Here is a 12730-nt window from a genome sequence, read left to right as displayed (position 1 = left end):
CAGTTCTTATTAGGTTTAGGCGAACAGCAGTTCGGCCTTCAGTTCGGAGAAGTCGCGCACGATGGCGATGACGTTGTCGAATCCGGTAAACGCGGCAGCGGGCAGGGTGGTTGTCAGGACGATGCAGGACATGCCTGCGCGGCGCGCCGCTTCCACGCCCAGCGGCGCGTCTTCGAACACGATGCAGTTCTCGGGCGCTACGCCGCACAGTTCGGCCGCCTTCAGGAACACGTCCGGATGCGGTTTGCCGCGGGCGACGTCGCTCGCGCCGACGATGGCGTCGAAATGGCGGCGCAGCGCGAGGCCGTCGAGCGTGAATGCGACGTTGGCGGGCGGCGCCGCGGTGCCGACGGCCAGCTTCACGCCATTCGCCTTCGCCTGGGCGATCAAGCCATCGAAGCCGTCGACCGCCTTGAGGTGCGGTGCGTACAGCTCGCGATAGACCGATTCCTTCTCGTGGTTGAGCAGGGCCACTTCATCGTCGCTCAAGTGGTCGCCCAGGTAGCTGCGCATGATCTCGCCACCCTGGCGGCCGGCCGTCGCACGGAAGAATTCGTCCGCATCGAGGGCCTGGCCGCGGCGCGCGAAAAAGCTGAGCCACGAGTCCGTGTGGAAGGCCATGTTGTCGACGATGGTGCCGTCCATGTCGAACAGGAAGGCGCGTGGTGCCGTCGTCATTTACACGCCCTGCTTCAGCGAAGCGGAAATGAAATCGTCCAGGTCGCCGTCCAGCACGTTCTTGGTGTTGCCGGTTTCGAAGCCGGTACGCAAGTCCTTGATGCGCGACTGGTCCAGCACGTAGGAGCGGATCTGGTGGCCCCAGCCGACGTCGGTCTTGGAGTCTTCGAGCTTCTGCTGCTCGCTCATGCGGTTGCGCAGCTCGAGTTCGTACAGCTTGGCGCGCAGCATGTCCCATGCCTCGGCCTTGTTGCGGTGCTGCGAGCGGTCGTTCTGGCACTGCACCACGATGCCCGAGGGGCCGTGCGTCAGGCGCACCGCGGAGTCGGTCTTGTTGATGTGCTGGCCACCCGCGCCGGATGCGCGGTAGGTATCGATGCGCACGTCGGCCGGGTTGATCTCGATCTCGATCGAATCGTCCACCTCCGGGTACACGAACAGCGACGTGAACGAGGTGTGGCGGCCGTTGGCCGAGTCGAACGGCGACTTGCGCACCAGGCGGTGCACGCCGGTCTCGGTGCGCAGGTGGCCGTAGGCGTACTCGCCGTCGACCTTGATGGTGGCGGTCTTGATGCCCGCGACTTCACCCTCGGACTGTTCCAGGATCTCGGCCTTGAAACCCTTGCGTTCGCAATAGCGCAGGTACTGGCGCAGCAGCATGGAAGCCCAGTCCTGGGCTTCGGTGCCGCCGGCGCCGGCCTGGATGTCGATGAAGCAGTTCGCATGGTCCATCGGATTGCTGAACATGCGGCGGAATTCCATCGACTCGATGATCTTCTGGATCGCCTCGGCATCGCCGCCGATCGATTCCAGGGTGTCGTGGTCGCCTTCTTCCTTTGCCATCTCGAACAGGTCGGTGGCGTCGGCCAGGTCGGCCTTGGCCTTTTCGAGCGTCAGCACGACGGCTTCCAGCGCTTTCTTTTCCTTGCCCAGGTCCTGGGCGCGCTTCTGGTCGTTCCAGACGGTCGGGTCTTCCAGTTCCTGGTTGACCTGTTCTAGTTTCTCTGACTTGCGATCGAAGTCAAAGATACCTCCGAAGTTCGGCTTCACGGCTGGTCAGGTCGTTCAGCAGGGCGGAAATGGCATTGATGCGTTCAGCTTCCATGGTCTCGGGCAATCTCTTGAATTGGTTGAATCGAACCTTCGATTATACCCCAGGACGGTCCAGGACCGGCTGATCCGGTCGCCGTTGCTTGCTCCGCAGCATAGTGCTGGCATATCATCGCCCGGTTCTGTTCAACCGACATGCCATGGCCACCACCTTGCGTTACCAAATCTGCATCGCTTTCGCACCCGTGCTCCTCAGCGTCCCGGCGCTCGCCGCCAAGCCGGCCGCCGGCAGCACCGCCACGCTGGCGGTGCTGGAGACCACCGACCTGCACTCGAACCTGGTCGGCTACGACTACTACAAGCTGGCGCCGGAAGCCTCGCATGGCCTCGACCGTACCGCCACGCTGATCCACCAAGCGCGCAAGGAATTCCCGAATACGCTCCTGCTCGACAATGGCGACACCATCCAGGGCACGGCGCTGGCCGATTACCAGGCGCAGGTGAAGGCGCTGCGCTGCGACCAGACCCTGGGCATCTACAAGATCATGAATGCGCTGAAGTACGACGGCGCAGGCATCGGCAACCACGAATTCAACTACGGCCTCGCTTTCCTGAACCAGGTGACCGGCAGCCGGTTCCAGGTCGCCGGCGTGGAGCAGCCGAAGCGCTGCGCCGGCCCGGCCTTCCCGACGGTGCTCGCCAACGTCTACAGCGCGAAGACGAAGAAGCCGCTGTTCAGCCCCTACGCCATCATCGACAAGCAGGTCGCTGCGCTGGATGCCAAGGGCAGGCCGGTCAAGGCCACGGTGCGGGTCGGGATCATCGGCTTCGCGCCGCCGACCATCATGGAATGGGACAAGCGCTGGCTCGAGGGCCGCGTCTACACCAGCGGCGTGCGCGAGGCAGCGCAGAAGTATGTTCCCGAGATGCGCCGGAAGGGCGCCGACCTGGTGGTCGCGATCTCGCACGGCGGCCTCGATGACAGCCCCTATACGCCGACCATGGAAAACGCCAACTGGTACCTGGCGCAGGTGCCGGGCATCGACGCCATGCTGCTGGGGCATTCGCACCAGCTGTTCCCGGCCGCCGACAGTACCGTGGCGCAGTTCAACCTGCCGGGCGTGGACAAGGCCAGGGGCCTGGTGCATGGCGTGCCGACCGTGATGGCGAACCTGTGGGGCAAGCACCTCGGCGTCGTCAAGCTGCACCTGAAGCACGACGGCAAGCGCTGGCGCGTCGAGCAGGACAAGACGCGCGTCGAGGCGCGCGCCACTCAGACGGGTGCCAAAACCTACGTGGAGGCCGATCCCGCCGTCATGGCCCTGGTACAGGAAGAGCACGAAGCGACTATCCGTTATGTGAAGACGCCGGTCGGCCGGACCGACTTCCGCATGTCGAGCTATTTTGCCGACGTGGGCGAGATCTCGGCGCTGCAGGTGATCAACCAGGCGCAGACCGAATATGTGCAGAAGTACGTCGCCGCCAACCTGCCGCAATACAAGGACCTGCCGGTGCTGTCGGTGACCGCGCCCTTCAAGAGCGGCGTCGCCGGACCGGCCGACTACACCGACGTCAAGGCGGGCGACCTGGCGCTGAACAACGCCGCCGACCTCTACCTCTACCCGAATGCCTTGTACGCAGTGAAGGTGAACGGCGCCCAGTTCAAGGCCTGGCTGGAGAAGGCGGCGCAGCGCTTCCATACCATCGACCCGGGCAAGGCCGAGCCGCAGGCGCTGGTCAACCTGGCGGTGCCGAGCTATAACTTCGACACCGTCACCTCGCCTGACGTGTCCTACGAAATCGACGTGACGCGCGCGCCGGGCGAGCGTATCCGCAAACTGTCCTGGCGCGGCAAGCCGGTCGTGCCGGAGCAGGAATTCCTGGTCGCGACCAATAACTACCGTGCCAGCGGCGGCGGTCACTTCCCGGGGCTGGACGGCAGCAAGACCGTGATCGCCTCGCCCGACAATAACCGCGACGTCATGATCGCCTACGTCCGTGCGGCGAAGGGGCTGACCCGTGCGGCCAATGCGTCCGCGCGCAGCTGGCGCTTCGCTCCCGTGAAGACCGCCGGCCCGGTGGTGTTCTCGTCGGCGCCGGGCATGGTGGAACTGGCCCATGCGGCCGGGCTGCACAAGGTCAGCCAGATTGCCGCCGACGACGGGCGCGGCAAGCGCATGGCCTTGTACGCGATCGACCTGTCGCAATGAAGCGCTTATTCCTTGCGGCGCTGGCCGCCCTGATGCTGGTCCAGCCGGTGCTGGCCCAGCATGGCGACGAGGCCGACCTCGCCCTGCGCCGCGGGATGGCCTACCGCGACGGCGGCAAGCCGGCGCTCGCCGCCCACTGGCTCGGCGTGGCAGCGGCGCGCGGCATGCCGGAAGCGATGTTCCTGCTGGCGAACATGCTGCTCGAAGGGGATGGCGTGCCGAAGGACGAGGCGGAGGCGCGGCGCTGGCTGCTTGAAGCGACGCAGCTGGATTATCCGGAGGCCTGGCAGCAGCTGGGGATGATGGAGAAGGATCCGGAGAAGGCGGCGCAGTATATGCGGCGGGCGGCGCATGCGCTGACGCACCGGGGCGAGGGTAAGCGCTGAGGCCGCGCCGGCCTGCTCAGTGTAGCGACTTCTTTTCCGGCTGCACCAGCACAAACGGACTCACCACCGAGGCCCACAGCGTCGCATCGGCCGCCGTCCAGGTCTGCGCCTGCAGGTCGCTGACCTTGGCCACGGTACCCGCCGTCATCCATTTGAGGATACTGTCCTTGTCGTCGTGCGCGACGCGCAGCGCGACGTCGATCAGGTCCAGTTCCTCGCTCACGTAGATCACCGAACCGCTGGCGAAGTGGCGTTCCAGCTCGCTCCATTTGACGCGGCCGGTTTCGCGGTTGATCTTGTCGTGCAGCTCGGTGTCTTTTTCGGGATTGGTCTTCATATGCTTGGGATGTCTAGGTGATCTCGACCGCCGGTTGCGGCGAACCCGCCCATGTTAACCGATAGGTCTGCGCCTTGCGTACATTGCCGACCAGTGCGGGGCGGAAGCAGGCGAGGCAGGTGCCGTTCGGGTCGCGTACGCTCGGGTAGATGATGCCCATCGACTCGGCGTCCAGCAGCTCGGCCGCCAGCGCCTGCGAAGCGATGTAGCTGTCCGGGTCCAGGCAGTGTTTATAGGCCTCGACGCCGCGCACGTCGTGGAAGCCGGCGCTGAAATCGGCCAGCAGCATCTGGTAGCTGACGCTGTCGTCGAAACGATTGATTTCGGAATACTCGACCGTCTTGTGGAAGATGACTTCGGCAAGCGCCGTCTCGGGCGCGAAGGCGCAGTACCAGGCGCCGCGCTCGCCGTCGTTGAAGCGGCTGCCTTCAGGACGCGCATAGGTGAAGGCCGCATTGATGATGCGGAAGTTCGGTACGCCGAATACCAGCTCGTCCATCCCTATCCCCGGCAGCAGGCCCGACTCGCCGCGCAGGCGTTCGTTGGTGGCGTTGTCGAGGTCGAACAGGTCCGCCAGGGTCGCGTCGCTGTCTGCCAGCGGCGCCAGCACGGAATCTTCGACATCGGCGAAACGGGAGGGAATCAGGCGGCAGGTGTCGTACTGGCGCAACTGGGTGAGTTTGTGCAGCAGCGGCAAGATCAGAGACCTCCGCGGCGGGCGTCCAGCAGCTTGCGCACCGTTTGCATGGCAATCAGGCCGCCCGCCAGCATGTAGGCCAGCGGCGTACGGCCGGCGAATACCGGATTGGTATTCGGGAGGTGGACCCACTCGTCGGCGAGCTTGTCGCCGTACAGGATGTGCAGGGCCTTGTAGATGCCGAGCAGGTAGGACACACGCGTGATGCGGTCGACTTCCAGCACCCGGTCGGGATTCTTCTTCCAGTCGTACCAGGTCGAGGAGGACAGGCCGCCGAGCAGCTCGCGCGCATCCTCGTCGCGCACTCCCCAGGCTGCCGCCAGCTTGAAGAAACCGATCAGCGCAGAACGCGACAGGCGCTCACGCTCGGCCCGCGAATTCAGGTCGACCAGCACCGCCGGTTCGAAGCGGCTCTTGGGGTAGGCGTAGGCTAGGCTCATGGTAATCTCCGTAATTGGAGTTGTTATACTCCGATTTCGGATAAATTGCAACTACCGGTTGTAAGCGGAGCGCACCCGTGACAGAATCGTCAACCTTTCCATACAGAAAAGGTTCGGGAGGATACACCGATGCGCCTGCGTTCGCTTTCTCTTCTTGTTGCATGTCTGATGCTGGCGACTGCCGGCAATGCGCGCGATTCCAACAATGACCTGAAAAAACAGGTGATGGAGTCGGAACGCGCTTTCGCCGCCACGATGAAGGCGCGCGATTTCGAGGGTTTCAAGCGTTTCATCGCGGACGAAGCGATTTTCTTCGGCGCGGAAGGACCGCTGCGCGGCAAGGGCGCAATCGCCAAGGGCTGGCGCCAGTTCTACGACAAGCCGCAGCCGCCGTTCTCCTGGGAGCCGGAAGAGGTCGAAGTGGTGGATTCGGGGACGCTGGCCTACAGCGGCGGGCCGATCTACAACGCGGCCGGGCAGCGCATCGGCCGCTTCAATTCGATCTGGCGCCTGAAGGCGCCGGGGCAGTGGGAAGTGGTGTTCGACCGCGGCTCGGATTTCGGGCCGCCGCCGCCGAAGAAGTGACGAACGTGTCCAGCCTGCTGCCCACACCCGCAAGCCTCGACCGCCCGGAAGGGAAGCGCCGCTACCTCCTTGCGGCGCCGGCTGGTGCGACATCCGGCGGACGGGGGCTGGTCATCGTGCTGCACGGCGCCGGCGCGTCGGCGGACCAGGTGCTGGGGCTGTCATTTCCCCCTTCGCCACTATCCCTGTGGCTGGACATCGCCGCGCGCGAGCAGCTCGTGGTGATCGCGCCGGATGCCGGCAAGGGCGGCTGGAGCGATTGTTTCGCATCGGAGGCGCGCGTGGCGAGGAAGGACGACGTCCGCTTCATCGGCGCGCTGATCGAGCATGCGATCGCCAGCCACGGTGTCGACCCCACGCGGGTTTACCTGATCGGCGTGTCGCGCGGCGGCTGGATGGCCTATGCCGCGGCCACCGGGATCCCCCACAAGCTGGCGGCATTCTCGGTGGTGCTGGCGGGGATGCCGCCGCCCGGCCGCAGCAAGGCACCCGGCACGCCGCTGCCGGCGCTGATCTTCGGCTGCACGGCCGATCCGCTGATCTACTACCACGGCGGCAAACCCTGGTATGCGCTCGGCTTCGCCGAACCGGTACGCAGCATCGAGGACAGCGTGCACGCCTGGCGCGAACTGGCGGGTTTGCCTGATACGCCGGAAGTCGTGCGGCTCGCGGCCAGCGAAGTCCGCGCCAGGACCAGCGTCACCCGCTACATGTGGGGGCAGGCGCCGGATGGACTGCAGGTCGGCCTGTACCGGATCGAGGGCGCCGGCCATGCGGAGCCCAGCCGCTTGAAGCGCTATCCGCGCTTCATCAACTGGCTGACCGGCTTGCAAAACGCCGACCTGGAGGTCGCGGAAGCGGCCTGGGAGTTTTTCCGCGAGAAGCGGGCCAAGCTGCCCATGTCAGGCTGAGGGGCGGTCGTTACGCCGCTTCCGCGTGCTCCACCAGCAGCTGCACCTTGGTCACGCCGTTGTATTCGTTCGCATCCAGCCTGAACGCCACGCGCGCCCGCTCCGGCAGGCTGTCGGTATGTCCGAACCAGATCGCATCGTAGCGCCGGCCGTTCTTCTCCAGCAGCAGCTTGAGGTGGCGCTCCTTCAGGATGCGCTGGCTGACTACGCGGAACTCGTCGCAGAACACCGGCGGCGCGAAGCCCTGGCCCCAGACCTGGCCATCCATCTGCTCGATGAACTGGGTCGAGTAGAACTCGTCCTCGAGCGGACCGTCGGTTTCGATGATGCGTTCCAGCTGGGCCTCGGTCAGCCAGGACTGGCCAACCGCCTCGAAAGCCTGCTGGAAGCTGTCGAAGTGGTCGGCGCGGATGGTCAGGCCGGCCGCCATCGCGTGCCCGCCGAACTTGTCGATCAGGCCCGGCACCCGCTTGGATACCAGGTCGAGGGCGTCGCGCAGGTGGAAGCCCGGTATCGAGCGGCCCGAGCCCTTGATCCAGCCTTCGCTGCCCGGGGCGAAGGTGATCGTCGGCCGGTAGAATTTTTCCTTCAGGCGCGAGGCGACGATGCCGATCACGCCCTGGTGCCAGCCTTCGTCGAACACGCTGATCGTGCTCGCGCCCGAGGGCTCGAAGCTGTCCAGGTGCAGCAGGGCGGTGTCCTGCATCTCGGCTTCGATCTCGCGGCGTTTGAGGTTGATCTCGTTGAGCTGCTGGGCGATCGCCCAGGCGCGGCCGACGTCGTCGGTCACCAGGCATTCGATCCCGAGCGACATGTCTTCCAGCCGGCCGGCGGCATTCAGGCGCGGACCCAGCGCGAAGCCGAGGTCGAAGGGCGAGGCGCAGCGCGCTTCGCGGCCGGCCACCCGGAACAGGGCGGCCACGCCGGCGTGCATGCGGCCCGCGCGCATGCGCTTGATGCCCTGGGCGACCAGGATGCGGTTGTTGGCGTCCAGTCGCACCACGTCGGCCACCGTGCCGAGCGCCACCAGGTCGAGCAGGCTGTCCAGCTTGGGCTGGGTCTGGGCATCGAACACGCCGCGCTTGCGCAGCTCGGCGCGCAGGGCCAGCAGCACGTAGAACACCACGCCCACGCCGGCCAGGTGCTTGCTGGGGAAGCCGCATTCGGGCTGGTTGGGGTTGACGATCACACGCGCCGGCGGCAGCGCGTCGCCCGGCAGGTGGTGGTCGGTGACCACGACTTCGATGCCGCGCCGGTTGGCTTCCAGCACGCCGTCGATGCTGGCGATGCCGTTGTCGACCGTGATGATGATGTCGGGCGATTTTTCGCGCGCGGTCAGTTCGACGATCTCGGGCGTCAGGCCGTAGCCGTACTCGAAGCGGTTCGGCACGATGTAGTCGACGTTCGCGCCCATCATGCGCAGGCCGCGCAGGGCGGTGGCGCAGGCGGTGGCGCCGTCGCAGTCGTAGTCTGCGACGATGGTCATGCGCTTGTTGGCGGCGATGGCGTCGGCCAGGAATACGGCGGCCGCATCGATATGGCGCAGCGCGCCGGGCGGCACCAGGGCCGCCAGTTCGCTCGACAGCTCGCGCACATCCAGCAGTCCGCGCGCCGCGTAGATGCGCGCGAGTACCGGGTGAACCCCGCCCTGGCGCAGCATTTCGGAGGTGCGGAAGGGGCAGGGGCGGGTGGTAATACGGGTTGGGGTACTCAAGTCAGTCGTTCCAGTGTCGGCCGGCGCCAGAACGTGCGCTGCGCCATGGCGGTCGTGGTGAATTCGGCAAGGGCTTCGCGGCTGCTCAGCACGAGGCGCAGCTTCCTGATGCGGCCCTGCACCAGCGCCGCGTGCAGGGGCGCGAACAGCTGTTCTTCCAGCTGCTGGACCTGCTGTACCCAGGTGCCCCAGTCGGCCGCGATGGCGGCTTCGGCCAGGTAGCCGACCACGAGCGTACCGTCCTGGGCCAGCGCGCCGTCCAATTCGTCGAGCGACCCCAGCGCGCGGCTCGACAGGCCGCGGATCCAGCCCGGCACGCCGATGCTGCTCAACTGTCCGGGCAGGCGCGGCGCATCGGCCGCGGCGCCCCACAGCCAGAACGAGTTCACGACCGGCAGCCGGCGCCCCTCGCGCGCGGCGTTCACCGGATGGGTGTGCCACAGCATCTGCATTTCGTTCTGCAGCCTGCGCAGGGGCAGGGCCTCCTTGCCGCGTGGGACGAAGTCGCTCAGGTCCATGCCGGCCACCGCGTCCGGGGTGGCGGTGTCGATGCCGGTCCAGTCGTCGGCGCGCAGGAACCAGGTCTGGGCGTCGCCGTACAGCAGCGCGTGCCCGACGTCTTCGCACAGGGGGCGGGCCGCCTCGTACAGGGCGCGGCTTTCATCTTCGCTTAAGCCCAGGTGGCGCAGATCGGCCATCATGGAATGGCTGCGCGCGATCTGGATGTGGGCCGGGTTGACGATGAACCAGGTCCCGCCCGCCGGGTCGAGTCCGAAGCCGCGCATGGCGGCCGCGGCAAACGCCGGACGCCCGTCCTGCGCCAGTCCGAGCGTCCGCGCCAGCCATTGCTCGTGCGGCAGGGCGCGCGCGGTATCGGCGGCCGCGCTGCGTTGGTGGGCGCTGGTGCGGGTGAGCAGGGAAGCCAGCGCCGGGGCCTGCAGGGCGCGGATCAGGTCGGGCGCGAATTCGGGGAGCGGGAGCAGGTGGGGCAGGACGAGGGTAATGTGCGGCATACCGCTATTTTAGGGCAAATATGGGGTGAGCGAACGGTCCCCCACACGCGCCTTGCTTTCTTTTGCGCCACGAAACGGCGATGTCTGGCAAACTGTCGGGTTGGCAAACCAATAACGTACATTTACTGACGCATTTATTCACCCATGAGTATCACCCACAAGCTGCCCTATGAATGGCAGGTCGGCCTGCGCTACACCCGGGCCGGCAAGCGCAGCGGGCGCAACAGCTTCATTTCCTTCATTTCGATGGCCTCGGTGGCCGGCATCGCGCTCGGCGTCGCCGCCCTGATCGTGGTGCTGTCGGTGATGAACGGCTTCCAGAAGGAGGTGACCGCGCGCATGCTGTCGGTGCTGGCGCACGTGGAAGTCTTCGATGTGCGCGGTGAGATGCCGGGCTGGCGTACGTCCGTCCAGGAAGCGCTGCGCAACCCGGAAGTGCGCGCCGCCGCGCCCTTCGCCGAAACCCAGGCCATGCTGCTCAGCGACGGCGTCATGAAGCCGGTCCTGCTGCGCGGTATCGATCCGGTCCAGGAACCCAGGGTGTCGGATGTGGGCAAACACATGCGCGAAGGACGTTTCGAGGCGCTGCAGCCGGGCTCCTTCAAGGTCGTCATCGGGCGTGCGCTGGCCAACTCGCTCGACGTCAAGGTGGGCGACCGCCTGACCCTGCTGATGGCGTCGGTTCCGGCGCCCGGCACGGCTTCAGGCGGCACCCTGCCGCGCACCCGGCCGCTGACCGTGGCCGGCATCTTCGAGGCCGGCCATTTCGAGTTCGACTCCTCGCTGGCCTTCGCCAACATCGAAGATGCCCAGGGGCTGGCCGGCGTCGCCGCACCGGCCGGCATCCGCCTGCGCCTGGCCGACATGCAGGGGGCGCCGCGGGTGGCGGCCGAGCTGCAGCGCAGCATGTCGGGCGAGCTGTTCATCCGTGACTGGTCGAAGGTCAATGCGATCTGGTTCGCGGCCGTGGAATCGCAGAAGCGCATGATGTTCATCATCCTGACCATGATCGTGGCGGTGGCGGCCTTCAACCTGGTCTCGACCCTGGTGATGACGGTGCGCGACAAGCAGTCCGACATCGCCATCCTGCGCACCCTGGGCGCCTCGCCGCGTTCGATCATGACCATCTTCATGGTGCAGGGCACCCTGGTCGGGGTGCTCGGGGCCCTGCTCGGCGTGAGCCTGGGCGTGGCGGTGGCGCTCAACATCGACGTCATCGTGCCCTTCATCGAGCGCAGCTTCAAGGTGCAGTTCCTGTCGCAGGAGGTCTACCTGATCAGCGAGATCCCGTCCCAGTTGCGCTGGGCCGACGTCGGCTGGATCGGCGGCGTGGCCGTGCTGCTGGCCTTCGTGGCGACCTTGTACCCGAGCTGGTCGGCCTCGCGCGTGAAGCCGGCCGAAGCCCTGCGCTATGAATGAACCGACTCGACAACGACGGAGACCATGAGACTCACCCAGAATTTGCCCTATGAATGGCTGGTCGGCCTGCGCTACACGCGCGCCGGCAAGCGCAGTGGCCGCAACAGCTTCATTTCCTTCATTTCCCTGATCTCCGTGGCCGGCATCGCGCTGGGCGTGGCCGCCCTGATCATCGTCCTGTCGGTGATGAACGGCTTCCAGAAGGACGTCACCGACCGCATGCTGTCGGTGCTGGCCCACATCGAGGTGTTCGATCAATCGGGCAGCATGCCCGACTGGCGCGCCGCCGGACAGGAAGCCCTGAAGAACCCGGCGGTGCGCGCAGCCGCGCCCTTCGTCGAGACCCAGGGCCTGCTCGAGGGGCAAGGCGTGATGCGGCCCTCGGTGATCCGGGGCGTGCTGCCCGCCGAGGAACCCAAGGTCTCCGACATCGCAAAGCAGATCCGCCAGGGCAGCCTCGCATCGCTCCAGCCGGGCTCCTTCAACATCGTGCTGGGCTATGCGCTGGCGCGCGCGCTCAACGTCGGCATCGGCGACAAGGTCACCATGCTGCTGGCGCAGGGGCAGGTCACGCCGGCCGGCCTGCTGCCGCGCAGCCGCAGCTTCACCGTCTCCGGCATCTTCGAAGCCGGCCACATGGACTTCGACGCCGCCCTGTCCTTCATCCACGTCGAGGATGCGCAGCGCATGGAACGCCTGCCTGCGCCGATGGGCCTGCGCCTGCGCATCGACGACATGCACCAGGCCCCGCTGGTGGCGGCAGAGCTGAAGCAATCGATGCCGGGCAGCCTGGAGATGCGCGACTGGTCCAAGCTCAACGCCAACTGGTTCGCCGCCGTACAGACCGAAAAGAAGATGATGTTCATCATCCTCACCCTGATCATCGCGGTAGCTGCCTTCAACCTGGTGTCGACCCTGGTGATGACGGTGACCGACAAGCAGGCCGACATCGCCATCCTGCGCACCCTGGGCGCCTCGCCGCGCTCGATCATGAAGATCTTCATGGTGCAGGGCGCCCTGGTCGGCATCCTCGGCACCATCCTGGGCGTGGGTGGGGGCGTGCTGGTGGCCCTGAACATCGACGTCATCGTTCCTTTTATCGAAAGTCTGTTGGGAGTGCAGTTCTTGTCGAAAGATATCTACCTGATCAGCGCGGTCCCGTCCGACATGCGCTGGCCGGACGTTTTCAAGATCGGCGGCGTGTCCGTGCTGCTGGCGTTTGCTGCGACCCTGTACCCGAGCTGGTCGGCGTCGCGCGTGAAACCTGCGGAGGCGCTGCGTTATGAGTAA

At 66.1% G+C, this 12730-nt stretch carries 13 protein-coding genes; 6 read left to right on the top strand and 7 right to left on the bottom strand.

Annotation, left to right across the window (positions count from 1 at the left end):
* Positions 1–15 precede the first annotated feature (15 nt).
* Positions 16–678, bottom strand: coding sequence for an HAD family hydrolase (locus ACSQ25_RS13590; protein ID WP_436106213.1), 663 nt, complete (start codon positions 676–678; stop codon positions 16–18).
* Positions 679–1783 (bottom strand): peptide chain release factor 2 gene (gene prfB / locus ACSQ25_RS13585; protein ID WP_436106212.1). Its coding sequence is split into 2 segments (ribosomal slippage): positions 679–1701 and positions 1703–1783, totalling 1104 coding nucleotides; the frame shifts between segments, so codons are not numbered across the junction.
* A 145-nt stretch (positions 1784–1928) separates the two neighbouring features.
* Here prfB and ACSQ25_RS13580 point away from each other — a divergent pair.
* Both ACSQ25_RS13580 and ACSQ25_RS13575 read left to right on the top strand, forming a co-directional pair.
* On the top strand, positions 1929–3938 hold the full coding sequence (locus ACSQ25_RS13580) for a bifunctional 2',3'-cyclic-nucleotide 2'-phosphodiesterase/3'-nucleotidase (RefSeq protein WP_436106211.1): 2010 nt from the start codon (positions 1929–1931) through the stop codon (positions 3936–3938).
* Positions 3935–4324, top strand: a complete 390-nt coding sequence (locus ACSQ25_RS13575) for a tetratricopeptide repeat protein (protein WP_436106210.1) — start codon at positions 3935–3937, stop codon at positions 4322–4324. The genes ACSQ25_RS13580 and ACSQ25_RS13575 overlap by 4 nt, the downstream gene beginning before the upstream one ends.
* Positions 4325–4340: 16 nt before the next feature.
* Here the strand turns inward: ACSQ25_RS13575 and ACSQ25_RS13570 are convergent, their stop codons facing one another.
* From ACSQ25_RS13570 to ACSQ25_RS13560, 3 genes are read right to left on the bottom strand one after another with little or no spacing between them, the layout of a single operon-like run.
* Positions 4341–4661, bottom strand: a complete 321-nt coding sequence (locus ACSQ25_RS13570; RefSeq protein WP_436106209.1) for a DUF2288 domain-containing protein — start codon at positions 4659–4661, stop codon at positions 4341–4343.
* A 13-nt stretch (positions 4662–4674) separates the two neighbouring features.
* Entirely contained in the window at positions 4675–5358 is a 684-nt protein-coding gene (locus ACSQ25_RS13565) for an RES family NAD+ phosphorylase (RefSeq protein WP_436106208.1), read from the bottom strand.
* A gap of 2 nt (positions 5359–5360) precedes the next feature.
* Positions 5361–5798 carry an antitoxin Xre-like helix-turn-helix domain-containing protein gene (locus ACSQ25_RS13560; RefSeq protein ID WP_436106207.1) on the bottom strand — a complete coding sequence of 146 codons (438 nt, stop codon included), beginning with the start codon at positions 5796–5798 and terminating at the stop codon, positions 5361–5363.
* Positions 5799–5966: 168 nt separating this feature from the next.
* Here ACSQ25_RS13560 and ACSQ25_RS13555 point away from each other — a divergent pair, with 168 nt between their 5' ends.
* Together ACSQ25_RS13555 and ACSQ25_RS13550 are read left to right on the top strand one after the other, a co-directional pair.
* On the top strand, positions 5967–6383 hold the full coding sequence (locus tag ACSQ25_RS13555; protein WP_436106206.1) for a YybH family protein: 417 nt from the start codon (positions 5967–5969) through the stop codon (positions 6381–6383).
* Positions 6380–7294 (top strand): alpha/beta hydrolase family esterase, encoded by a 915-nt coding sequence (locus ACSQ25_RS13550; protein WP_436106205.1) that lies wholly within the window; start codon positions 6380–6382, stop codon positions 7292–7294. The genes ACSQ25_RS13555 and ACSQ25_RS13550 overlap by 4 nt, the downstream gene beginning before the upstream one ends.
* A gap of 10 nt (positions 7295–7304) precedes the next feature.
* Here the strand turns inward: ACSQ25_RS13550 and recJ are convergent, their stop codons facing one another.
* Together recJ and ACSQ25_RS13540 are read right to left on the bottom strand one after the other, a co-directional pair.
* Positions 7305–8954 (bottom strand): single-stranded-DNA-specific exonuclease RecJ, encoded by a 1650-nt coding sequence (gene recJ / locus ACSQ25_RS13545; RefSeq protein WP_436108076.1) that lies wholly within the window; start codon positions 8952–8954, stop codon positions 7305–7307.
* A gap of 50 nt (positions 8955–9004) precedes the next feature.
* Positions 9005–10021, bottom strand: a complete 1017-nt coding sequence (locus ACSQ25_RS13540; protein ID WP_436106204.1) for a hypothetical protein — start codon at positions 10019–10021, stop codon at positions 9005–9007.
* Between the two features lie 144 nt (positions 10022–10165).
* On the opposite strand from ACSQ25_RS13540, the gene ACSQ25_RS13535 reads away from it, so the two are divergent.
* Positions 10166–11440, top strand: a complete 1275-nt coding sequence (locus ACSQ25_RS13535; RefSeq protein WP_436106203.1) for a lipoprotein-releasing ABC transporter permease subunit — start codon at positions 10166–10168, stop codon at positions 11438–11440.
* A 24-nt stretch (positions 11441–11464) separates the two neighbouring features.
* Positions 11465–12730, top strand: a complete 1266-nt coding sequence (locus ACSQ25_RS13530; RefSeq protein ID WP_436106202.1) for a lipoprotein-releasing ABC transporter permease subunit — start codon at positions 11465–11467, stop codon at positions 12728–12730.

It is taken from the genome of Massilia sp. LjRoot122 (assembly GCF_964252725.1).
Classification (GTDB): Bacteria; Pseudomonadota; Gammaproteobacteria; order Burkholderiales; family Burkholderiaceae_D; genus Telluria.
This window is presented reverse-complemented; position numbering and strand designations above follow the sequence as displayed.